Genomic DNA, 22,574 nt, shown 5'->3' on the forward strand with positions numbered 1-22,574 from the left:
CCGCGACCTGCCCGCCAGCCAGCTGATCCAGCCTGGCAGCCGGGCCTTCTACCGTCTGCACCTGGCCGGCGCGCCGGAAGTCGTGACCCGCTTCCAAGGCTGGGCCACCCCCCGGCTCCAGCGGGGTGAGCGACTGGAGACCGTGGACAACGCCCGCCCCGAGGTGCGCACCCTGCTCGACCGCACCGAGCGGTTCCTGCGTTTCGCGGCGATGCTGGCCGTGGTGCTGGCTGCCGTGGCCGTGGGCCTGGCCACCCGGCGTTTTGTCGAGCGGCACCTGGATGGCTGCGCGGTGATGCGCTGCATGGGGGCGACCCAGAACCAGCTGATGGGCTATTTCCTGGGGGAGTTTGCCCTGCTTGGGCTGGCCGCGGGCCTGGCGGGCACGGCCTTGGGCTTTGCAGTGCAGTTCGTCCTCAATCACCTGCTGGGAGATCTGGTGGGTTTTCCGCTGCCGGCGCCGGGTGGATGGCCGGTGCTCCATGGGCTGGCGGTGTCCCTGCTGCTCCTGCTCGGCTTTGCCCTGCCGCCGCTGATCCGCCTGGGACGGGTACCTACCCTGCGTGTCCTGCGCCGGGAATGGGACGGGGTGGCTGTACGGGAAGGGGTGGCCTGGGCCGTGGGTGCGCTGGTGCTGGCAGGGCTGCTGATGATCATTGCCCGGGACTGGCAGCTCGGGAGTGCCGTGGTGCTGGGCTTTGCCCTGGCTTTCCTGGTGTTCGGGCTGGTGGGCTGGCTGGCGCTGGGAGTGCTGAGCCGGGTACGTTCGGTGGCGAGCAGCGGCTGGCGTTATGGCATCGCCTCCCTCAAGCGCCGGCCGCTGGCGAGTCTGGTCCAGATCCTGGCCCTGGGTACCGGCCTTACGGCGCTGCTGCTCCTGACCGTGGTCCGGGGCGATCTCCTGGGCAACTGGCGGGCTGCCACGCCGCCCGATGCGCCCAACCGTTTCGTGATCAACATCCAGCCGGACCAGCTGTCCGCCCTTGAAGCCTTCTTTGCCACCGAGAAAACGCCGGTTCCGGTGTTCCAGCCGATGATCCGCGGGAGGCTGGTACAGGTGAATGGCCGCCCGGTGGGACCCGATGATTACAGCGAAGACCGGGCCCGCCGCCTGGTCGAGCGGGACTTCAACCTCTCCTTCGATCAGCGCCTCCCTGCGGGCAACAGCATTCAGGCAGGGCGCTGGCATGGGGAGGACCGGCAGCCCCAGTTCTCGGTGGAGCAGGGGCTGGCCGACACCCTGGGCCTGAAGATGGGCGACACCCTGAGCTTCGAGATTGCCGGCGTCCGTACCGAGGCGCCCATCACCAGCCTGCGCAAGCTGGACTGGGACTCCATGCGGGTGAATTTCTTCGTGATCGCTGCACCCGGCATGCTCGAGAATTTCCCGGCTGGCTACATCACCAGCTTTCACCTCCCAGCGGATCAGCGGGCCCTGGCCAACCGCCTGGTGACGGCCTTCCCCAACCTGACGGTGATCGACGTGGCCGCGGTCATGGCCCAGGTTCAGGGCATGGTGGAGCAGCTCATCACGGCGGTACAGTTCGTGTTCAGCTTTGCGGTGGTGGCCGGGGTGATCGTCCTTTTCGGTGCCTTGCAGGCGACCCACGACGAACGGGAGAAGGAGCTGGCGGTCCTGCGCACCCTCGGCGCCCGCAATGCCCAGCTGCGTGCTGCGCTGTTGGCCGAGTTCGCGGTGCTGGGCCTGATTGCAGGGGGGCTGGCGGGGGTGGGGGCCACCGGGATCGGGTGGGCGGTGGGCCATTTCGTGTTCAAGCTCCCCTATGCACCGAGCCTGCTGCCCCTGGGTGTCGGGGCGTTGTCCGGCGTGCTCATCGTGACGCTGGCGGGCGGGTTCGGTACCCGCCACCTGCTCTCCCAGCCGCCCCTCGCCAGTCTGCGTGCCCTGAACTAATTTACAGGTGAGGCGGTATACTCGGCAGATGCACGCCGACACCGCCTCCGCCCTGTTGCCCTGGCTGCTCGCCGGGCTGGCCTTCACCCTGGCCGGCCTCGGGGCCCTGATCATCCGCATGCGCAAGCTCGAGCGTTTGAACGACGATCTGGCCGGAGACATCGGCAGCCGCCTGGAAAGCCTCTTCGGCCAGCAGCAGCTCCACTTCGTGCGGGAGCTCCAGGCCTCCAACACCCGCAGCGGTGACCGCCTGATGGACCTGGTGGCCGGCGAGACCGACCGCCTGCGGGAAAGGCTGGAGGCCGGTGAGGCCGCTTCCCGCCATGCCCTTCAGCAGTTTCACCTGGCCTTCATCGCCCAGTTCGGCAAGCACCAGGAGCAGTCCGCCCTGCGCCTCAGCGAACTGGCCAGCGCCATCGGCGCCGGCCAGGAAAAGCTCCGCAGCGAGATGATGGCGGAAACCCTTCGCACCCTGTCCGAACACGCCCGTGCCGACCGGGAACTTCTGCAGAATGGCCTCAAGGCCGCCTCCGGACAGCTCAGCGGCAGCGTCGAGGCCCTGCAGCGGACGGTGGGGGAGCGCCTGGAGGCCATCACCGGGCATGTCAATCAGCGGCTCGACGAGGGCTTCCGCAAGACCAACGAGACCTTCGCCAGCGTAATGGCCCGCCTCGCCACCATCGACGAGGCTCAGAAGAAGATCGGTGACCTCACTACCAACGTGGTCAGCCTGCAGGAGCTGTTGGGGGACAAGCGCGCCCGCGGCGCCTTCGGTGAGGTCCAGCTGGAGGCCCTGGTGCGCAATGCCCTGCCGCCCGAGGCCTTCGATTTCCAGCATGTGCTGCCCAACGGCACCCGGGCTGACTGCGTGCTGCGCCTGCCCGAGCCCACGGGCATGGTCGTCGTGGATTCCAAGTTCCCGCTGGAGAACTATCACCGCATGTTTGCCGGGGAGGTGGGGGATCTGGAGCGCCGCGCTGCCCAGAACGCTTTCCGTAACGATGTCCGGCGGCACGTGGAGGCCATTGCCGCCAAGTACATCCTGCCTGACGTGACCAGCGATGGCGCGGTGATGTTCATCCCCGCCGAGGCCGTGTTCGCCGAGATCCACGCTTACCATCCGGAGGTGGTGGCCCATGCCATGACCCGCCGGGTGTGGATCGTTTCGCCCACCACCCTGATGGCGGTGCTCAACACCGCCCGGGCGGTACTCAAGGACGTGGAGACCCGCAAGCAGATCCATGTCATCAAGGATGCCCTGGGCAAGCTGGCCAAGGATTTTGCCCGCTTTGACGAGCGGATGCAGAAGCTGGCCACCCACATCCGCCAGGCCGGTGAGGACGTGGCCGAGGTGCAGACCTCGTCCCGCAAGATCAGCGCCCACTTTGCCCGCATCGAGGCGGCCCGCCTGGACGAACTGCCCGAGTCCCTGCCAGGGGCCTGATCCCGCCCGTACCCCGGAAGCTCAGGCGCAGCGGGGTTTGCCCCGTCCCGTGGCCACGCCCGCCAGGATCCGTCCGAACCCCACCTGGTTGCCGGCAAACCTCAACACCAGCTCGTCACCCCGGTGGGTGAACTTCATTTTCAGGGGCTCCACCTTGCCCCTGAACTCTACCCCCACCGTAATCGTCAGCGGTGCCTTCTGTACGCGGGTGTTGTGCCAGAAATAGCGCGTGCGGCTTACGGGCACAGCCACGATGCTCAGGTGGTTCAAAGACGTGGCCGTACGCTCCTTGGCCGAGGAGTCCTTGCGCACGTCGTACCAGGTGCGTACCGCCTGGGACCACAGGGCCAGCGCCTGGATAGCGCTGGTCTTGCCACAGTTGTTGGGGCCGATCAGTACCGCGGGGTGATCCAGCTTGATGTGCTGCTTGTCGCCAAAGCGCTTGAAGTTCTCGATTTCGAGGGAGTGGAGCCGCCGCATGATCAGGCGCTCGCTTGGGAATGTTCGGCGGTAAGCAAGGGCGTGATACGCACGCGGCCAGTGAGGAGGTCGTCCATGAGGGCGTATTTCAGCAGTTTAAGCTGCTCGAACTCGTCTTCCGCTGACAACGAGTGGGCGGCCCACAGGAGCCGGCGCGCGCTCACCTGGTGATTGCAGGCCTGCAACATCCGTGCCGCACTGTGGCCTGTGGGGCCTTCAGTACCCTTTGAATCCCTCCAGCGCGAAGACATGCACCTCCCGCTGGAAATCCTTGTGGATGGGGACGACCACCTTGCCCAGGGGCGTGCTGCCCTCGAAGCGTTCGGCGATGGGGGTGATGTCGGGCCGGCGTCCGATGTAGAGCACGTTGCGCCCGCGCTTGTCCCGCAGGGTGGTGACCAGATCGTAGTGGCTGACCGGCGTGCCGGCGGGGTGCCAGGTGGCGTACTCGGGGATGGGCAGGCGATAGCGCAGGTGGGCCATCAGCTCCCGGTCCTCGGTGACGACCACGTAGCCTGGATGGGCGTCGATCATGGGCTTGAGGGCGTCGGCCAGGCGGGTCCAGCCGCGGGCACGCTTGTAGGGATCGTTCTTGGCGGTGAGGGCGGTGCCGGTGGCCCGGGCGATGTCGGGCCAGTGATAGACGGCCATGGCTGCCACCAGGTTGAAGGCGATCCCTGCCAGCAGCCAGCGGCGCCGTTCGGCCAGGAAGACCGCCGGGAGCAGCAGGCAGGCGGCCACGAAGACGGGGGCGGCCCAGTTGCCGTTGGCGCGTCCGGTGAGGGCCTGCAGGCTGACCAGCCCCAGCAGGGGCAGGATGAAGGTCAGCAGGGTGCGATGGGCACGCTCGGCCCACAGGCGCCGGCTCCGCAGCAGGGCCCAGCCCAGCAGCAGGCCGAGGATGGGGCCGATGGAGAGCCACTGGGCGCCGATGAACTCGCCCAACTGCCCCGGGTGGAGGCCCCGCTCCCCATGACCGACCCGGGTGATCTCGGCGGTGTGGCGGAAGGTGGGGAAATCCAGGCTCCAGTTCCAGTACAGGTTGGGTGCCAGGAGGGCGAAGGCCAGCAGCACGGCAATCCAGGGCTGGGGGCGGGCCAGCCAGCGCCGGTGCCACGGGTCGAGGGCCAGCAGGAGCAGCGCCGAGGGCAGGAAGGCTGCCATGGTGTACTTGGACATGAGCCCTACGCCGATGACCGCGCCGCAGGCCAGCCAGTTGCCCCAGCCTTCCCGCTCCAGCGCCCGCAGCAGGAAGAGCAGGGCGAGGGACCAGCACAGGAGCAGGGGCGCGTCGGTGGACACGAAGAGCCCGAGCGCCGCTACCAGGGGCATGGAGAGGAAGGCGACCCCAGCCCAGAAGCCTACCCGCTCGGTGTACATGCGGGTGCCCAGGGCGTAGAGCACGAAAGCGGTGGCCGGGTAGAGCAGCAGGGAGGGCAGCTTGATGGCGATCAGGCCGTTGCCCAGGACGGTGGTGCTGGCAGCGATCAGCGCGGCGATCACCGGCGGCTTGGAGTAGTAGCCCCAGGCCAGGTCCTGGGACCAGCCCCAGTAGTAGGCTTCATCCACGTACAGGTCGATGCCCAGATGGGGAATGACCCACAGGCGGTAGGCCGTGAGGACGGCGGCGATCAGGGCGAGGGGCCCCAGGCAGCTCCGCGACGGGCTCATGGCTTGATCCGGACGAGGGCGACGCCCCCTTGCTGGAACACGGTCTCCACGGGGCGGTCGGGGGGCAGGCGGTCGATGCGGGTGAGTGCCAGCTGGCCGGGTTTGGGATCGGCCTTCACGGTGACGGCCTGCCGGTACACGCTGAAGCTGGGCGCGGTGGTGAAGCGCCAGAAGACCACGTCCTCCCCCAGTTCCCGGGCCTTCAGGCCAGCGGCCTTGACGGGGCCCTGGGCCAGGTTGCCGGCATAGGGGACCACCACACCGGCCAGCAGCACCACTTGCAGGGCAGCGGTCAAGACCAGTCGTGTGGAAGGGCGGAGGCGGCAGAAGAACATCACCGCCAGCCAGAGGGTCAGCCCGCCCACGGTGGCGCCGATGTAGAGGGTGTCTGCAGTTTCGAGGGCCCGGCTGAGCTGGGCCCGGTAGAAGCCGTCGCCCAGCTGGCTGCGGGACAGGGCGTCGAACAGCTTGGGCAGGAGCGGGAACAGCAGGAACAGCAGCCCCGGGGCCAGCAGGTGGGGCCAGACCCGGCGCAGGTCACGGGCGGCCAGTCCGATCAGGATGAACAGGGGGGTGCAGCCGTAGAGCACGTAGTGGGGCAGCTTGGTGCCCGAGAGGGAGAAGAACACCAGCACGAAGCCGAACCAGATCCACAGGAAGCGCTGCAGGGGGACGCCCAGGCCGGCCTTGAGCTTGCCCAGGGCGGCGAAAAACAGGCCGCTCCAGGGCAGCAGCAGCAGGGGCACGGCGATCAGGTAGTAGAAGGCGCTGCCGCCGTGGCCCTCCAGGGATCCGGAGAAGCGCTGGACGTTGTGGCGCAGGATGAAACCGTCGATGAAGTCCTGGCCGTGCAGGACGTAGGCGTAGGCGTACCAGGGGGCGACGATGGCCACCAGGAGCAGCAGCCCAAGGGGGTTGAAGACCATCTTTGCCCAGCGCGCCCATTCGCCCCGGCTGGCGCAGTAGAGCAGGCTGACGGTACCAGGCACCACCAGGGCCACCGGACCCTTGGTCAGGGCGCCCAGACCGATCCACAGGAAGGCCCGCAGCAGAGGGGCGCGGGCGCCGCTCTCCAGATGGCGCCACACGTCGAACAGGGTCAGCGCCAGCAGGCAGTTGAGGAGGCCGTCGGCGGTGGCCGCCCGGCCGATGGCGAAGGGCCCGAGGGCGGTGGCGGCTACGGCGAGGGCGATCAGGGCGGCGTCTTCTCCCACCCGCTTGCGGGCAAAGAAGTAGGTGGCATAGCTCCAGGCGATGGCCGCGAGGGCAGAGGGCAGGCGGAAGGCCCATTCGCTCACGCCGAAGATCAGGTAGCCCAGCGACTGCAGCCAGTAGACGAAGATGGGCTTGTCGAAGCGGGGGGCGCCGTTGAGGTAGGTGAACAGGAAGTCGTTCCGCTCGAACATCTCCCGGGTGGCCTCGGAAAAGGCGCCCTCGTCCACGTCGAACAGGGGGGCGCCACCCAGGCACAGCAGGTAGGCTGCCAGGGGCAGGAAGAAGATCAGCCGGCCGAGGGCCGTACCGGCGGGGCCGGCAGCGGAAGAAGCATGAACGTACATGGGGGGGAGGTATCGGGTTACGTTCCGGTATGCCAGGCGTCGTCGTTGGCGAGGGCGGGGGTGTCCCGGGCCACATAGGCCTGGCTCTGGCCGGATTCGAAATACACCCGGGTGAGGAGCTCGGCGAGAACGCCTGTGGTGACCATCTGGATGCCGGCGATCACGAAGAAGAAGCCACCGAAGAACATGGGCCGGGTGCCGATGGAGGCGCCGGTGAACAGCTTGAGCAGGCCCAGGTAGCCGAGGATGAGCACGCCGAGGGCCCCCAGGCCCATGCCGATGCCGCCGAAGAAGTGGCCCGGACGGGTGCGGAAGCGCATGAAGAAGTAGACGAAGATCAGGTCCAGGATTACCCGGAAGGTGCGGGAGATGCCGTACTTGGACTCGCCAAACATGCGGGCGTGGTGGGTGACTTCTTCCTGGGCGATCTTGCGCGGGGTGGTCACGGTGGCCAGCCAGGCGGGGATGAAGCGGTGCATCTCGCCGTAGAGTCGCACGTTCTTGATGGCGCTGGCGCGGAAGGCCTTGAGGGAGCAGCCGTAGTCCTGCAGGTGCACGCCGGTGATGCGGGCGATCAGGCGGTTGGCGATCTTGGACGGGATCTTGCGCAGGATCATGCCGTCCTTGCGGTTCTTGCGCCAGCCGGCGACGAGGTCGAGGTCTTCCCGCAGCAGGCGCCCGGCCATGCGGGGAATGTCGATGGGGTCGTTCTGAAGGTCGCCGTCCATGGTGACGATCACGTCGCCCCGGGCGGCGTCGATGCCCGCCTGCATGGCTGCCGTCTGCTTGAAGTTGCGCATCAGGGCGACGACGCGCACGTGGGGGCCGTAGCGCCTGGCTGCGGCTTCCAGGCGGGGAACGGTGTCGTCGGCGCTGCCGTCATCCACGATGACCAGTTCCCAGGGATACGGGTAGCCGTCGAGGGCTTCATGGACACGGGCCACCAGGGGATCCACGTTGTCCTCCTCGTTGTAGAGGGGAACCACGACCGAGAGGCGGTGGGGAAGCAGGTCGGCGGGAATGTCGGCTTTGGCCGGCGGCAGCGGAGAGCTTGGGGTGTGATCGGTCATGGTGGTCATTCAGCAGGAATTCGGGGGGAAGCACCGTCGGCAGACGGGGCGCATTGTACCGGCGTCGGCGCGGGAAAGAGCCAGGCGATGGCGCCGGAGGTGACCGCGCAGGCAATCACGAAGAGGTGCAGCGCGAGGGCGGCCTGCAGGCCGCTGGCCAGGGGCACCCCATGGGGGAACAGGGCCGCGGCGGATCCGGCCTCGTAGGTGCCGAAGCCGGCCACGCCCTGAATCGGCAGGATGGCAGCCAGCTCGGCCCCCAGCGTACCGGAGGCACCCACCGCCAGGGTGGCGGGCACCAGGGCGGCGAGGAGGGTGGCCTGGGCCAGGAACTTGACGCTCCAGTTGGCGATGGTCCACAGCCAGCCGAAGCGCGCGTGGCGGGTGCTGTCGGCAAAGGCATCGCGGATTTTTGCTCCCTTGCCGGCCAGGCCGCCCCGGTCTTTCCAGTCGTGGCGCGCGCGGGCCCAGCGGGGCAGCCACCAGGCCAGCGCCAGCAGCCCGAGGATGCCCAGCGCCCGGAGGCGCAGGGGCAGGCCGGGCCAGACCATCACCGCGAGGGCCATCACCACGAAGGCATCCTGCAGGCGGAACCAGAACAGGGAGGCAATGGCCCTGGGCAGCGGAACGCCAAAGTATTGCCTCAGCAGCAGCGGAAAGGCGGCTTCCCCGCCCCGGAAGGGGACCACGTTGATCATGGCGTTGTGGATCAGCACGATGCGCAGGCAGGCAGGAAAGCGCCCCGCAGCCTGGGCCCGGAATTCGTCGAAGACCCGCAGGGCGCGGAGCAGGTAGGACAGCAGGAAGCCGCTCACGGCCAGGGCGAGGGTGATGCCATCCACCCGCCTCACGACTTCGTCCAGCTCCCGCCAGCGGCCGTCGGCAAGCAGCCAGCCGACGAGGCCGATGGACACGACGAGGGCAAGGAAACGTTTGAGGTTCATGGGAGCAGCGTCCGGCGGAACGGGAGAACGGACACGCCCTCCGGGGGGCAGTGAGCGGGAAGGTGCGTCATGTCAGCGGCGGTCCTGGGAGAGGGCGGCTGCGGCGCCGCCGATGCCCCAGGCTCCCAGGCTGATCTGCAGGATGCGGGCTTCGGGGTAACCCATGTCGATGAAGAGCATGGCCAGGCTGGTCGCCATGGCGAAGATGGCCATGAGCCTGACGCCGCCTGGTTTTTCCCAGAAGCGCAGCCGGGTGCTGGCCCACACGCCGAAGGCGCCGCACAGCCAGCCTCCGCTGGCACCGGCGAGAACATCCAGCGGCCAGTGGGCGCCCACTGCAACCCGCGACAGGGCGGCCAGGATGGCCAGGGAGAGCAGGAGTGCCCCCGCCTGCCAGCGGCGTCCCTGCCTGGGCCAGGCGAGGAGGATCACCGCCGCCGTCAGAAACGCGGTGGTGGCATGGCCCGAGGGAAAGGCGTGTACATAGAGCTTCTGGCCGATCAGCGTGAAGCGTTCCGGGTCGAGCACGCCTGCCGGACGCATCACGTCGAAATGATGTTTCCCCCCCTGGCTGAACAGTACCCCCAGTGGGGCAGCGAGCAGCGCCGCCCCCATCCACCGGGGTTGGGTCTTGAGGGTCGGGGCGAGGAGGGCGATCACCCCCAGTACGGCGCCGGAGAGGCTCAGTCCTGCCCAGATCCAGGCGGGCAGAGCGGCGTTCATCCGGGCATTGAGGGACAGGAAAAGGGCCTCGTTGGTGCCCGACAAGGAGACTGCCCATGCCAGCGCCGCCAGCACGACACCGGGCAGCAGGGTCCACACGAGGGGCGGCACCGGCAGACGGGTTGGTTCGACGGGCAGATCGTCCAGGTCCGGCGAAGGGGGGGGGGCGTCAGGATGTGGCAAGGGCGCTCTGGCAAAACGGAGAAGATCATTTTAACCGATAGGGCGTTCCCCTGCCGCCTGGCGGAGATCCTTGAGCAGGGTGGGAGCGAACGCGGAGGCGCGGAGAGGCGTCCAGGCTCGGGTATAATGCAAAGCCCTTTTCGTGCCCGTCCAGGCCTCCTCCGGGGTTCCGGAGGGCCGGCATCAACTTCGCGCCCATCCTTGCCATGTCCGAAATCCTGAAGCTGCGCGGTGCGCCCGCCGTCTCCCCGTCCCGCCTCGCCCGTCTGACCGGCTCGGTCAAATCCGTGCTCCCCCGCCTCAAGGGGCTGGTCGCCGAGCACTGGTATTTTGTGGAAATCAGTGCCCCGCTGTCCCTAGACGAGCAGGCACGGCTGGTGGACCTGCTGGGTGCCCACCCGGAAGGGGCTGCACCGGCCGGCAGCCTGCTGCTGGTGACGCCGCGCCTGGGCACGATCTCGCCGTGGTCTTCCAAGGCCACCGACATCGCCCGCCAGTGCGGTTTTGACAAGATCATCCGCATCGAGCGGGGCACGGCCCTGAGCTTCGAGCTGCGCGGCGGTCTTGACGCCCGCGACCGCGAGGCGGTGCTGCCGGCGATCCACGACCGGATGACCGAGTCCGTGCTCGACAACCCGGATGCGGCCCATGCCCTGTTCCACCACTACGCGCCCCAGCCCCTCACCACCGTGGCCATCATCGAGAACGGCCGCGACGCGCTGGTGACGGCCAACAGCGCGCTGGGTCTGGCCCTGTCCGAGGATGAGATCGACTACCTGGTGGACAACTTCACCCGGGTGGGGCGCAACCCCACCGACGTGGAGCTGATGATGTTCGCCCAGGCGAACTCCGAGCACTGCCGCCACAAGATCTTCAACGCCGACTGGGTGATCGACGGCCGGCCCATGGACAAGACCCTGTTCGGGATGATCCGCGAGACCCACAAGGCCCACCCGGAAGGCACGGTGGTCGCGTATTCCGACAACGCCTCGGTGATCGAGGGGGCGACCGTCGCCAAGCTCTACCCGGATGCCGACGGTGCCTGGAAGTACAACGAGGAGCTGACCCACATCCTGGCCAAGGTCGAGACTCACAACCACCCGACTGCGATCTCCCCCTTCCCGGGCGCCTCCACCGGCTCCGGCGGCGAGATCCGTGACGAGGGTGCGACCGGCCGTGGCTCCAAGCCCAAGGCGGGCCTCACCGGCTTCTCCGTGTCCAACCTGGAGATCCCCGGCTTCGAGCAGCCCTGGGAGCAGGCCTACGGCAAGCCCGAGCGCATCGCCTCGGCCCTCGACATCATGATCGAAGGCCCCCTGGGGGGTGCCGCCTTCAACAACGAGTTCGGCCGCCCCAACCTGACCGGTTATTTCCGGACCTTCCAGCAGAGCGTGCAGGACGAGGTGCGGGGCTACCACAAGCCCATCATGATCGCCGGCGGCCTGGGTTCCATCCAGGACCAGCAGTCCTTCAAGATCAAGTTCGGCCCCGGCACCCTGCTGATCCAGCTGGGCGGCCCCGGCATGCTGATCGGCCTGGGCGGCGGTGCCGCCTCGTCCATGGCGACCGGCACCAACACCGCCGACCTGGACTTCGCCTCCGTCCAGCGCGGCAACCCCGAGATCCAGCGCCGCTGCCAGGAGGTCATCGACGCCTGCTGGCAGAAGGGCGCGGCCAACCCCATCCTGTCCATCCATGACGTGGGTGCCGGTGGCCTGTCCAATGCCTTCCCCGAACTGGCGGATTCCGCCGAACTGGGCGCCCGCTTCGAGCTGCGCGAGGTGCACATCGAGGAGCCGGGCATGAGCCCGCGGGAGATCTGGTCCAACGAGTCCCAGGAGCGCTACGTGCTGGCCATCGCGCCGGAGAGCCTGGAGACTTTCAAGGCCATCTGTGAGCGCGAGCGCTGCCCGTTCGCAGTGGTGGGCACGGCCTCCGACGACGGCCAGCTGGTGGTATCCGACCGCCACTTCGACAACCACCCTGTCCATATGGAAATGCAGGTGCTGCTGGGCAAGCCGCCCAAGATGACCCGCAACGTGTCCAGCCGTCAGGTCTTCGTGCCGCCCTTCGACGTGACCGACATCGACCTGGCTGACGCCTGTCGCCGCGTGCTGCGCATGCCGGCGGTGGCCAGCAAGAGCTTCCTGATCACCATCGGTGACCGTTCGGTGGGGGGCATGACCGCCCGTGACCAGATGGTCGGCCCCTGGCAGATCCCGGTGGCCGACGTGGCCGTCACCACCATGAGCTACCAGGGCTACCTGGGCGAGGCTTTCGCCATGGGCGAGCGCACTCCGGTAGCGACCCTCGACGCGCCGGCCTCCGGCCGCATGGCCATTGGCGAAGCCATCACCAACATCGCCGCTGCCGACATCCGTTCGCTGGGTGACGTGAAACTCTCCGCCAACTGGATGGCCGCTGCCGGCCACCGGGGCGAGGACGTGAAGCTGTACAAGACCGTCGAGGCTGTCTCCCAGTTTTGCCAGCAGGCCGGCATCGCCATCCCGGTGGGCAAGGACTCCCTGTCCATGCGCACCGCCTGGAACGAGGAGGGTGAGGACAAACAGGTGGTGTCGCCCCTGTCGCTGATCGTCACCGGCTTCGCCCCGGTGCAGGACGTGCGCCGCACCCTCACGCCCCAGCTGCAGTTTCCCGAGGGCGTCGAGACCGAGCTGCTGCTCATCGATCTGGGCAACAACGCCAACCGCCTCGGCGGCTCGGTGCTGGCCCAGGCCTACAACTCGGTGGCCGAGCACGCTCCCGACGTGGACGCCGGCCAACTCAAGGCCTTCTTCGACCTGATCCAGCAGTGGCGTAAGGACGACCTGATCCTGGCCTACCACGACCGCGCCGACGGCGGCCTCTTTGCCACCCTGTGCGAGATGGCTTTTGCGTCCAAATGCGGCCTGTCGGTGATGCTGGATACCGTTGCTTACGACCCGTACATGAATGACGTGGACGGCCTGGACAAGCGTCCGGATTCCCTCAAGGGCCGCTTCAACGACATGCTCTTCAAGGCCCTGTTTGCCGAAGAGCTGGGCGCTGTCATCCAGATCCGCCGTGACGACCGCAGCCGCTTCACTGAAGCCCTGTGGGGCGCGCGGCTGTCCTACCACTTCGTGGGCGAGCCCAACGACCGGGACGAGCTGCGCTTCTGGCGCAACGCCAAGCTGGTGTTCAGCGCCCCGCGTGCCGAGCTGCTGCAGACCTGGGCCGAGACCAGCTACCAGATCGCCCGCCTGCGGGACGACGCCGACTGCGCCCGCGAGGAGTTCGAGGCCCTGGCCGACAACACCAACCCGGGCCTGTCCGTGGCGTTGTCTTACAACCCGGCTGACGACATCGCTGCGCCTTTCGTTGCCACCGGCGCCCGTCCCAGGATCGCCATCCTGCGGGAGCAGGGCGTCAACTCCCAGGCCGAGATGGCTGCCGCCTTCGAGCGGGCCGGCTTCGCCCCCTTCGACGTGCATATGTCCGACCTGCAGGCCGGCCGGGTGAATCTGTCCGGCTTCAAGGGGCTGGCGGCCTGTGGTGGTTTCTCCTACGGTGACGTGCTCGGGGCAGGGCAGGGCTGGGCCAAGTCCATCCTGTTCAATCCGGCCCTGCGTGAGCAGTTCGAGACCTTCTTCAAGCGCGACGACACCTTCGCCCTGGGGGTGTGCAATGGCTGCCAGATGATGTCCAACCTGGCCGAGATCATTCCGGGTGCCGAGGCCTGGCCGCGTTTCCAGCGCAACCGCAGCGAGCAGTTCGAGGCCCGCTTCGTGATGGTCGAGGTGCAGGACAGTCCGTCCATCCTGCTGGCCGGCATGGCCGGTAGCCGCATGCCCATCGTGGTGTCTCACGGCGAAGGCCGGGCCGTGTTTGCCGGCATCGATGCCCAGGACAATGCCAAGGTGGCCCTGCGTTATGTGGACAACACCGGTGCGGTGGCCGAGCGTTACCCCTTCAACCCCAATGGCTCGCCGGCGGGCATCACCGGCCTGACCACCCCGGACGGCCGCTTCACCATCATGATGCCGCACCCGGAGCGCACCGCCCGCACCGTGCAGATGAGCTGGCACCCGGCTGATCTGGGCGAGGATTCGCCGTGGCTGAGGATGTTCCGCAACGTCCGCAAGTGGGTTGGCTAAAGTCTGACTGAAGCTTCGTGGGGTCGAATGTATCCGACCCCCGCGGTAGCCCATGAAAAAAGCCGGTGAGCTCGCGCTCACCGGCTTTTTTCATGGTGCCAGGCTGGCTTACATGCCCTGGTAGATCGGACCTTCGCCGCCCTGGGGGACGACCCAGTTGATGTTCTGGGTCGGGTCCTTGATGTCGCAGGTCTTGCAGTGGATGCAGTTCTGGGCGTTGATCTGCAGTCGCGGGTTGTCGCCTTCTTCGGTGCGCACGATCTCGTACACCCCGGCCGGGCAGTAGCGCTGCTCGGGCGCGTCGTATTTGGCCAGGTTGACCGCGATCGGCACGCCTGCGTCCTTGAGCTGCAGGTGGCAGGGTTGCTCTTCCTCGTGGTTGGTATTGGACAGGAAGACGGAGGAGAGCCGGTCGAAGGTCAGCTTGCCATCGGGTTTGGGGTAGACGATGGGCTGGCACTCGGCGGCGGGCTTGAGGGCGGTGTGGTCGGCGCTGTTGTGGAGCGTCCAGGGCACCTTGCCGCCGAAGAGCTTCTGCTCGGCGCCGAACAGGAAGGAGCCCAGCCACAGGCCCTTCTTCATATAAGGCTTGAAGTTGCGGGTCTTGTGGAGCTCTTCGTGCAGCCAGCTGGCCTTGAAGGCTTCCGGGAAGGCGCTGAGTTCGTCCTGGCTGCGCTCGGCGGCGAGGGCATCATAGGCGGCCTCGGCGGCCAGCATGCCGGACTTCATTGCTGCATGGCTGCCCTTGATGCGGGCCGCGTTGAGGAAGCCCGCATCGTCGCCGATCAGGGCGCCCCCCGGGAAAACCAGCTTGGGCTGGCTCTGCAGGCCGCCAGCGGCAATGGCGCGGGCGCCGTAGGCCAGGCGCTTGCCGCCTTCCAGGAATTTGCGGATTTCGGGGTGGGTCTTGTAGCGCTGGAATTCCTCGAAGGGCGAGAGATAGGGGTTGGTGTAGTTCAGACCCACCACGTAGCCCACCGAGACCAGGTTGTCCTCCAAGTGGTAGCAGAAGCCGCCGCCATAGGTGGCGTTGTCCATGGGCCAGCCTGCGGTGTGCACGACCAGCCCTTGTTTGTGCTGTGCGGCCGGGATTTCCCAGAGTTCCTTGAGGCCGATGCCGTAGGTTTGCGGGTCGGAGCCGTCCCGGAGGTGGAAGCGGGCTTCGAGCTGTTTGCCCAGGTGGCCGCGGCAGCCTTCGGCAAACAGGGTGTACTTGGCGCGCAGCTCCATGCCGGGCTGGAAGTTGGGGCCCTGACTGCCGTCCCGCTCGACCCCCATGTCGCCGGTGATCACCCCTCCGACGGCACCGTGGTCGTCAAACAGGATCTGGGCGCCGGCGAAGCCGGGGTACACTTCCACGCCAAGGGCTTCGGCCTGTTCGCCCAGCCACTTGACCACATTGCCCAGGCGCACGATGTAGTTGCCATCATTGTGCAGGCAGTCGGGCACGAGGCTGTTGGGCAGGAGTTTGCCTCCCGTTTCCGACAACATGAAGACCTGGTCTTCAGTGACGGGGGTGTTGAGGGGCGCGCCTTTTTCCTTCCAGTCGGGAATCAGCTCGGTCAGGGCGCGGGGGTCGAGTACCGCGCCAGAGAGAATGTGAGCGCCGATTTCAGCGGCCTTTTCAATCAGGCAGACAGAGAAATCCTGTCCCTTTTCTGCCGCGAGTTGCTTGAGTCGAATTGCTGCGGCCAGGCCGGCGGGGCCCCCGCCAACGACCAGGACGTCGAAGTCCATGGAATCCCGTTCCATTACTGTCTCCTCCAGAGAATGCTGTTTGATTTTTTTGGCAAAACGATCAGGCTGTGAAGCGTAACCCTGCCTACCCGTTAGGGCAATCCTGCAGGGGTAGGCAGATTCTGCAACCCGTGTGGCTCAAAAACATACGCTGCCGTATGTTACATTGAGCTTCGCCTTTCGGGGAGAGGGTGGCATGCTTTACCCGCGTGCGAGCCCATCGCCAGCCCATAAGAACAGACAAGCAGATACCTAGGAGAACCTGCTCCATGAATGAAAGCGCTTCCCTCCAGCCCCGCCGCAAGCGTGTGCACACCAGTCGTCAGGCGGTTCGCTGGGGCGACATGGATTTTTACGGACACGTCAATAACACGGTCTATTTCCGTTTTTGCGAACAGGCCCGGGTCGAGTGGATCGAGAAGGAAGGCTTCATTGTCAGCCCTCAATCGGAAACCGGGGCCGTCATCATCAATGCGGCCTGTACCTTCCTGCTCCCGATCAATTACCCCGCCACGGTGATTGTCAATCTGTATGCCGGTGAGCCGGGGCGCAGCAGCGTGATGACGTGGTACGAGATTTTTGTGGAGGGGGATGAGCGCCTCTACGCGGAGGGCTCTTCCAAGATCGTCTGGATGGATCCGCAGACCGGAAAATCGGCTCCCATCCCGGAGTGTCTGCGCCTGACCTTAAGCTGAGCCCTGCCTGTCGCGCCGGCTCATGATGATAAAAATCACTCGTCGAGGAGATCGCCTTCCATGAGTTATCCCGTTGCTGCGGCACCCCTGTGGGTGCCTGATGCCCAGCGTATTGCCAATGCCAACATCACCGCCTTTGCCCATGCCGCAGAACAGCGCTGGGGAAGGGCTCTGCCGGATTACCCTGCGCTGCACGCATGGTCCGTCGCAGAGCCCGCGGAGTTCTGGACCTCCATCTGGGAATACGGTGAGGTCAGGGGCGAGCGGGGCGGTGTGGTGCTGGAAGAGGGCACGCGGATGCCCAGTGCGCGCTGGTTTCCCGAAGCCCGCCTGAATTTTGCCGAAAATCTCTTGCGCAGCCGCAACGACGGGGATGCGCTGGTGTTCTGGGGTGAGGACCGGATCAAGAACCGAATGTCCCACGGGGATCTTTACCGCCAGGTGGCCCATCTGGCCGCCGCCCTGCAGGACACCGGGGTCGGTCCCGGCGACCGGGTGGCCGCGTGGATGCCCAATCTCCCGGAAACCCTGGTGGCCATGCTGGCGGCAGCGAGCATCGGCGCGATTTTCTCATCCGCTTCACCGGATTTCGGGGTACAGGGGGTGCTTGACCGCTTTGGCCAGATCGAGCCCAAGGTGCTGATCGCCGTCGATGGGTATTACTACAACGGCAGGATCATGGATTGCATGGACCGCCTTGCTGCCATCACCGCAGGCCTGCCTTCGGTGAAGCGGGTGGTGGTGGTGCCCTACGTGCATGCCAGACACGATGTTTCCCATGTTCCGCATGCCCGCCTGCTGCCGGAGTTCGTCAAGCCTTTTCAGGCGGTGACTGAAATTCCTTTCGCACGGCTGCCCTTTGACCATCCCCTTTATATCGTGTATTCCTCGGGGACCACCGGCGTGCCCAAGTGCATCGTGCATGGCGCGGGTGGCGCGCTGCTCCAGCACATCAAGGAGCACCGTCTGCATGGCGATGTGAAGCCCGGGGACAGGCTGTTCTACTTCACCACCTGCGGCTGGATGATGTGGAACTGGCTGGTTTCGGGGCTGGCATCCGGTGCGACCCTGCTGCTGTACGACGGTTCTCCGATGGTGGCCGATGGCGCGATCCTCTTCGATTACGCCCAGGCCGAGGGGATGACCCATTTCGGCACATCGGCCAAGTTCATCGACGGGATTGCCAAGATGGGTCTCAAACCGCGGGAGTCCCACGACCTGAGCGCTTTGCGGGCGCTGTTTTCAACGGGCAGTCCGCTGGTCCCCGAAGGCTTCGAATATGTGTATCGGGACATCAAGGCGGATCTCTGCCTGTCGTCCATTTCCGGAGGAACCGACATCATTTCCTGTTTTGTGCTGGGTAACCCGACCCTGCAGGTCTGGCCTGGGGAGATCCAGTGCAAGGGGTTGGGCATGGCGGTGGATGTCTTCGACGAGACGGGCGCCCCGGTGCGCGGCGAGAAGGGCGAGCTGGTCTGTACGCGCCCCTTCCCGGTGATGCCGATCGGTTTCTGGAATGATCGGGATGGCGCCAAGTACCAGGCGGCTTACTTCGAGCGTTTCTCCAACGTCTGGTGCCACGGGGATTACTCCGAGATCACGGTCCATGACGGTCTGATCATTTATGGCCGTTCGGATGCGACCCTGAACCCTGGTGGGGTGCGTATCGGTACCGCCGAGATCTACCGGCAGGTGGAAAAGCTTGAGGAGGTGGTCGAATCCCTGGTGATCGGCCAGGATTGGCCCCCCCGGCACCCCACGGACGTGCGGGTGGTGCTGTTCGTCAAGCTGCGAGAGGGGTTGGTGCTGGACGATGCCCTGGTGGAGCGCATCCGCAGGACCATCCGGGACAACACCACGCCACGTCATGTGCCGGCCCGGGTGGTACAGGTCCGTGACATTCCACGCACCCGTAGCGGCAAGATTGTCGAACTGGCGGTCCGGGCAGTGGTGCATGACCAGCCGGTCAAAAATGTGGAGGCGCTGGCGGATCCGGCGGTGCTGGAACACTTCCGGGCGCGTCCCGAACTACAGAACTGAGGAGTTTTTCCAATGCTGATGAATATCGAGAAGTCCGTCCTGCTGGTGGTCGATGTACAAGAGCGTTTGCTGCCTGCGATCAATGATGGCGCTGCCGTCCTGGCCAATTGCATCTGGCTGGCTGGCGTAGCCCGTCGTCTTGGGGTGCCCGTGGTGGTTTCGGAGCAGTATCCCTCCGGGCTGGGACCGACGGCCTCGGCGCTCAAGGCAGCCCTGGCGGAGGTGCATTTCGTGGAAAAAACCCATTTTTCCTGCGTTTCGGATGGCTGTCTGGAAGGAACTTCAGTCGAGGACCGGCGCCAGATCATCGTGGTGGGGACCGAGGCCCACGTCTGTGTGCAGCAAACGGTGCTTGAGCTGCGCTGGCAGGGCAAGGAGGTGTTTGTGGTGGCCGACGGGGTGGGTTCCCGGAAGGCCCTCGACAAGGAACTGGCGCTCCAGCGCATGCGTGCCCATGGTGTTGAGATCGTCACCCGGGAAATGGTGGCCTTCGAGTGGCTGAAGCGCAGTGCCACAGACCTTTTCCGGGAGGTGAACCGGGATTTCATCCGGGACAACTGACGAGGACGGACACGAGAGGCTGGTGAGGGCGAAGGCCTTGCACCGGCTTCGTGCATGGGGTCATGTGGTTTCCCTGATTGAAGAGAAGGGGGCGAATCGGCTATGATCACGCTTTCCTGAAGTCCCCCGTGTCATGACCAAATACGTCTTCGTTACCGGTGGTGTCGTGTCCTCTCTGGGCAAAGGCATCTCCGCCGCCTCCCTCGGGGCGATTCTCGAATCCCGCGGCATCAAGGTTACCCACCTCAAGCTCGATCCTTACATCAACGTCGACCCCGGCACCATGAGCCCCTTCCAGCATGGGGAAGTCTTCGTTACCGAAGATGGCGCCGAGACGGACCTTGATCTGGGTCACTACGAGCGCTTCACCAGTGCCAAGATGGGCCGGCGCAACAACTTCACCACCGGCCAGATCTACGAGGCGGTGATCAAGAAGGAGCGCCGTGGTGAATATCTGGGCAAGACTGTCCAGGTCATTCCCCACATCACCGACGAGATCAAGACTTACATCAAGCGCGGCGCCGAAGGTGCCGACGTGGCCATCGTTGAAGTGGGTGGCACCGTGGGCGACATCGAGTCGCTCCCCTTCCTGGAGGCCATCCGTCAGATGGGGATTGAAGAAGGCCGCCAGGGCACCTGCTTCATCCATCTCACCCTGCTGCCTTACATCCCCACCGCCGGCGAGCTGAAAACCAAGCCGACCCAGCATTCGGTCAAGGAGCTCCGCGAGATCGGCATTCAGCCGGACATCCTGCTGTGCCGTGCAGACCGTTCCGTGCCGGCCGATGAGCGGCGCAAGATTGCCCTGTTCTGTAATGTGATGCCCGAGGCCGTCATCGAGTGTCTTGATGCAGACTCCATCTACCGCATTCCGGGCATGCTCCATGATCAGATGCTCGACGAGATCGTCTGTCACAAGCTGGGCATCCTTGCCCGCGCTGCCGATCTGTCCATCTGGGAGCGTCTGCTTGATGCGCTGAACAATCCCAGGCACACCCTGAACATTGCTTTCGTCGGCAAGTACGTGGATCTCACCGAGTCCTACAAGTCGCTGATCGAGGCTCTCAACCATGCCGGGATGCACACCCTCAGCAAGGTGAACATCCATTACATCGATTCCGAGGATATCGAGAAGGATGGCTGCGGGGTGCTCGAGCACATGGATGCGATCCTGGTGCCTGGGGGCTTTGGCCGCCGTGGCACCGAGGGCAAGATTGCCGCGATCCGCCATGCCCGCGAGAACAAGATCCCTTACCTGGGGATCTGCCTCGGCATGCAACTGGCCGTGGTCGAGTTTGCCCGGGACGTGGCGGGCATGGTGGGGGCCCACTCCACCGAATTCGACAAGCACACCGACTACCCGGTGATTGGCCTGATCACCGAGTGGCATGATGCCTCTGGCAAGATCGAGAAGCGCGGTGAGGATTCCGACCTGGGTGGCTCCATGCGCCTGGGAGGGCAGGTGTGCAGCCTGGCGGAAGGTTCCCTGGCCCGCCAGATCTACGGCAATGCCGAGATCACCGAGCGTCACCGCCATCGCTACGAGGTCAACAACACGCTCCTCGCCAGGCTCGAGGAGCAGGGACTGCGGGTGGCTGGCCGTGCGCCGGGAACCGACCTGTGTGAGGTAATCGAGCTGCCCACCGAGATCCATCCCTGGTTCGTCGGCTGCCAGTTCCACCCGGAATTCACTTCGAATCCGCGTAACGGCCACCCGTTGTTCACCGCCTTCGTCAAGGCGGCTCTGGCCCACCAGCAGGCTGGCTGAAAGGAAAGACCATGAAACTCTGCGGCTTCGACATCGGCCTTGACAAGCCTTTCTTCCTGATTGCGGGTCCCTGTGTGATCGAGTCCCGGGAAATGGCCCTGGACACAGCAGCCCAGCTGAAGGAAATCTGTACCGAACTGGGTATTCCCTTCATCTACAAGTCCAGTTATGACAAGGCCAACCGGAGCTCCGGGAAATCCTTCCGCGGCCTGGGTATGGACAATGGCCTGGCCATCCTTGCCGAAGTCCGCGAGAAGGTGGGCGTTCCGGTCCTGACCGATGTGCACGCCGAGGATGAAGTGGCCGCGGTGGCCGCGGCGGTCGATGTGCTGCAGACCCCTGCCTTCCTGTGTCGCCAGACCGATTTCATCCATGCGGTGGCGGCCTCCGGCAAGCCGGTGAATATCAAGAAGGGCCAGTTCCTGGCGCCCGGGGACATGAAAAATGTGGTGGACAAGGCCCGCGAGGCCAATGGTGGCGCCGACACCATCATGGTCTGCGAGCGGGGCGCCTCCTTTGGTTACAACAACCTGGTTTCCGACATGCGCTCTCTGGCGATCATGCGGGAGACGGATTGCCCTGTGGTGTTTGATGCGACCCACTCGGTCCAGCTGCCTGGCGGACAGGGTACAGCCTCCGGTGGTCAGCGGGAATTCGTGCCTGTGCTGGCCCGTGCTGCCGTGGCTGTGGGGATTTCCGGCCTGTTCATGGAAACCCACCCGGACCCGTCCAAGGCCGCTTCCGATGGTCCGAATGCCTGGCCGCTGCCGCGCATGAAAGCGCTGCTGGCCACCCTGAAGAGCATCGATATGCTGGTCAAGGGGCAGGGTTTCGAGGAGCTCAAGGGCTGACCCCTGGGGCGGTTTTCCGGTTTCGAAGTTAGCGGCGGCCGGAAGGTCGCCCATGTCAATTCAGTGATAAGAGAGGAAGTTCATGAGCGCCATTATTGATGTCATTGCCCGTGAAGTACTGGATTCCCGGGGCAACCCGACTGTTGAGGCCGACGTGCTGCTGGAGTCCGGGGTGATGGGCCGTGCCGCGGTACCGTCCGGTGCTTCCACCGGTTCCCGCGAAGCCATCGAGCTGCGCGACGGCGATGCCGCCCGGTACCTGGGCAAGGGTGTCCTGCAGGCGGTCGAGAACGTCAATACGGAGATCTGCGAAGCTCTCGTCGGCCTGGATGCGGAAGAGCAGGCCTTTATTGACAAGACCCTGATTGATCTCGACGGCACCGACAACAAGTCCCGCCTGGGCGCCAATGCCATGCTGGCCGTGTCCATGGCCGTGGCCAAGGCTGCTGCTGAGGAAGCCGGACTGCCCCTGTACCGTTATTTCGGTGGCTCCGGCGGCATGGCCCTGCCGGTCCCGATGATGAACGTCATCAACGGCGGTGCCCACGCCAACAACAGCCTGGACATCCAGGAATGCATGATCATGCCCATCGGCGCCAAGAGCTTCCGCGAAGCCCTGCGCTGTGGCGCCGAGATCTTCCATCACCTGAAGAAGCTCACCGACAAGAAGGGCTACCCCACCACCGTGGGTGACGAAGGCGGCTTTGCCCCCAACGTCTCCGGTACCGAGGAAGCCCTCAACCTGATTCTGGAAGCTACCGTGGCTGCCGGCTACGAGCCGGGCCGTGATGTGGTGC

15 protein-coding genes and 1 pseudogene are annotated in these 22,574 nt (G+C 65.7%); 9 read left to right on the top strand and 7 right to left on the bottom strand.

The genetic code is table 11. The features are described from left to right. Both PHD22_RS10510 and rmuC read left to right on the top strand, forming a co-directional pair. Positions 1 to 1,915: FtsX-like permease family protein (locus PHD22_RS10510; RefSeq protein ID WP_299866130.1), on the top strand; the 1,915-nt coding region annotated here is incomplete at its 5' end. 28 nt (positions 1,916 to 1,943) lie between these two features. Beyond that, complete coding sequence (gene rmuC / locus PHD22_RS10515) at positions 1,944 to 3,359, top strand: DNA recombination protein RmuC (RefSeq protein ID WP_299866133.1); 1,416 nt, start codon at positions 1,944 to 1,946, stop codon at positions 3,357 to 3,359. A gap of 21 nt (positions 3,360 to 3,380) precedes the next feature. Here rmuC and PHD22_RS10520 read toward each other — a convergent pair whose 3' ends face one another. The 6 genes from PHD22_RS10520 to PHD22_RS10545 all read right to left on the bottom strand — a co-directional run bounded on the left by PHD22_RS10520 (position 3,381) and on the right by PHD22_RS10545 (position 9,989). Continuing rightward, positions 3,381 to 3,839 (bottom strand): AAA family ATPase, encoded by a 459-nt coding sequence (locus PHD22_RS10520; RefSeq protein WP_299866136.1) that lies wholly within the window; start codon positions 3,837 to 3,839, stop codon positions 3,381 to 3,383. 216 nt (positions 3,840 to 4,055) lie between these two features. Beyond that, positions 4,056 to 5,510 carry a glycosyltransferase family 39 protein gene (locus tag PHD22_RS10525; RefSeq protein WP_299866139.1) on the bottom strand — a complete coding sequence of 485 codons (1,455 nt, stop codon included), beginning with the start codon at positions 5,508 to 5,510 and terminating at the stop codon, positions 4,056 to 4,058. Further along, on the bottom strand, positions 5,507 to 7,069 hold the full coding sequence (locus PHD22_RS10530) for a glycosyltransferase family 39 protein (RefSeq protein WP_299866142.1): 1,563 nt from the start codon (positions 7,067 to 7,069) through the stop codon (positions 5,507 to 5,509). The genes PHD22_RS10525 and PHD22_RS10530 overlap by 4 nt, the downstream gene beginning before the upstream one ends. Positions 7,070 to 7,086: 17 nt before the next feature. Further along, entirely contained in the window at positions 7,087 to 8,148 is a 1,062-nt protein-coding gene (locus tag PHD22_RS10535) for a glycosyltransferase family 2 protein (protein WP_299866145.1), read from the bottom strand. Beyond that, the gene (locus PHD22_RS10540) at positions 8,145 to 9,083 is read right to left on the bottom strand and encodes a lysylphosphatidylglycerol synthase transmembrane domain-containing protein (RefSeq protein WP_299866148.1); all 939 of its coding nucleotides are present in this window, start codon (positions 9,081 to 9,083) and stop codon (positions 8,145 to 8,147) included. Before PHD22_RS10540 ends, PHD22_RS10535 begins: the two co-directional genes overlap by 4 nt. A gap of 72 nt (positions 9,084 to 9,155) precedes the next feature. Beyond that, on the bottom strand, positions 9,156 to 9,989 hold the full coding sequence (locus tag PHD22_RS10545) for a phosphatase PAP2 family protein (protein WP_299866151.1): 834 nt from the start codon (positions 9,987 to 9,989) through the stop codon (positions 9,156 to 9,158). Between the two features lie 206 nt (positions 9,990 to 10,195). Between PHD22_RS10545 and purL the strand changes: the two genes are divergently transcribed. Next, positions 10,196 to 14,125: a phosphoribosylformylglycinamidine synthase gene (gene purL / locus PHD22_RS10550; protein ID WP_299866154.1), complete on the top strand. Its 3,930-nt coding sequence runs from the start codon at positions 10,196 to 10,198 to the stop codon at positions 14,123 to 14,125. A 108-nt stretch (positions 14,126 to 14,233) separates the two neighbouring features. On the opposite strand, the gene PHD22_RS10555 is transcribed toward purL, so the two are convergent. Beyond that, positions 14,234 to 15,877 (bottom strand): electron transfer flavoprotein-ubiquinone oxidoreductase, encoded by a 1,644-nt coding sequence (locus PHD22_RS10555; protein WP_299866157.1) that lies wholly within the window; start codon positions 15,875 to 15,877, stop codon positions 14,234 to 14,236. A 254-nt stretch (positions 15,878 to 16,131) separates the two neighbouring features. Between PHD22_RS10555 and PHD22_RS10560 the strand changes: the two genes are divergently transcribed. The 6 genes and pseudogenes from PHD22_RS10560 to eno form a co-directional block, all read left to right on the top strand. Beyond that, positions 16,132 to 16,557, top strand: coding sequence for an acyl-CoA thioesterase (locus PHD22_RS10560; protein ID WP_299866160.1), 426 nt, complete (start codon positions 16,132 to 16,134; stop codon positions 16,555 to 16,557). A 60-nt stretch (positions 16,558 to 16,617) separates the two neighbouring features. After that, entirely contained in the window at positions 16,618 to 18,597 is a 1,980-nt protein-coding gene (locus PHD22_RS10565) for an acetoacetate--CoA ligase (RefSeq protein ID WP_299866163.1), read from the top strand. Positions 18,598 to 18,609: 12 nt separating this feature from the next. Next, positions 18,610 to 19,158, top strand: coding sequence for a hydrolase (locus tag PHD22_RS10570; RefSeq protein ID WP_299866166.1), 549 nt, complete (start codon positions 18,610 to 18,612; stop codon positions 19,156 to 19,158). 133 nt (positions 19,159 to 19,291) lie between these two features. Continuing rightward, positions 19,292 to 20,926, top strand: coding sequence for a CTP synthase (locus tag PHD22_RS10575; RefSeq protein WP_299866169.1), 1,635 nt, complete (start codon positions 19,292 to 19,294; stop codon positions 20,924 to 20,926). Positions 20,927 to 20,937: 11 nt separating this feature from the next. Beyond that, positions 20,938 to 21,777: a 3-deoxy-8-phosphooctulonate synthase gene (gene kdsA / locus PHD22_RS10580; RefSeq protein ID WP_299866172.1), complete on the top strand. Its 840-nt coding sequence runs from the start codon at positions 20,938 to 20,940 to the stop codon at positions 21,775 to 21,777. 82 nt (positions 21,778 to 21,859) lie between these two features. Then, positions 21,860 to 22,574 (top strand): annotated as a pseudogene (gene eno / locus PHD22_RS10585) (phosphopyruvate hydratase); the annotation flags it as partial.

The organism is Zoogloea sp., assembly GCF_028693495.1.
Classification (GTDB): domain Bacteria; phylum Pseudomonadota; class Gammaproteobacteria; order Burkholderiales; family Rhodocyclaceae; genus Zoogloea.

Excerpts from the sequence above, each read along its gene's own strand:
- rmuC (WP_299866133.1), top strand. The coding sequence starts at position 1,944 with ATGCACGCCGACACCGCCTCCGCCCTGTTGCCCTGGCTGCTCGCCGGG.
- PHD22_RS10520 (WP_299866136.1), bottom strand. The coding sequence starts at position 3,839 with ATGCGGCGGCTCCACTCCCTCGAAATCGAGAACTTCAAGCGCTTTGGC.
- PHD22_RS10525 (WP_299866139.1), bottom strand. The coding sequence starts at position 5,510 with ATGAGCCCGTCGCGGAGCTGCCTGGGGCCCCTCGCCCTGATCGCCGCC.
- PHD22_RS10530 (WP_299866142.1), bottom strand. The coding sequence starts at position 7,069 with ATGTACGTTCATGCTTCTTCCGCTGCCGGCCCCGCCGGTACGGCCCTC.
- PHD22_RS10535 (WP_299866145.1), bottom strand. The coding sequence starts at position 8,148 with ATGACCACCATGACCGATCACACCCCAAGCTCTCCGCTGCCGCCGGCC.
- PHD22_RS10540 (WP_299866148.1), bottom strand. The coding sequence starts at position 9,083 with ATGAACCTCAAACGTTTCCTTGCCCTCGTCGTGTCCATCGGCCTCGTC.
- purL (WP_299866154.1), top strand. The coding sequence starts at position 10,196 with ATGTCCGAAATCCTGAAGCTGCGCGGTGCGCCCGCCGTCTCCCCGTCC.
- PHD22_RS10555 (WP_299866157.1), bottom strand. The coding sequence starts at position 15,877 with ATGGAACGGGATTCCATGGACTTCGACGTCCTGGTCGTTGGCGGGGGC.
- PHD22_RS10560 (WP_299866160.1), top strand. The coding sequence starts at position 16,132 with ATGAATGAAAGCGCTTCCCTCCAGCCCCGCCGCAAGCGTGTGCACACC.
- PHD22_RS10565 (WP_299866163.1), top strand. The coding sequence starts at position 16,618 with ATGAGTTATCCCGTTGCTGCGGCACCCCTGTGGGTGCCTGATGCCCAG.
- PHD22_RS10570 (WP_299866166.1), top strand. The coding sequence starts at position 18,610 with ATGCTGATGAATATCGAGAAGTCCGTCCTGCTGGTGGTCGATGTACAA.
- PHD22_RS10575 (WP_299866169.1), top strand. The coding sequence starts at position 19,292 with ATGACCAAATACGTCTTCGTTACCGGTGGTGTCGTGTCCTCTCTGGGC.
- kdsA (WP_299866172.1), top strand. The coding sequence starts at position 20,938 with ATGAAACTCTGCGGCTTCGACATCGGCCTTGACAAGCCTTTCTTCCTG.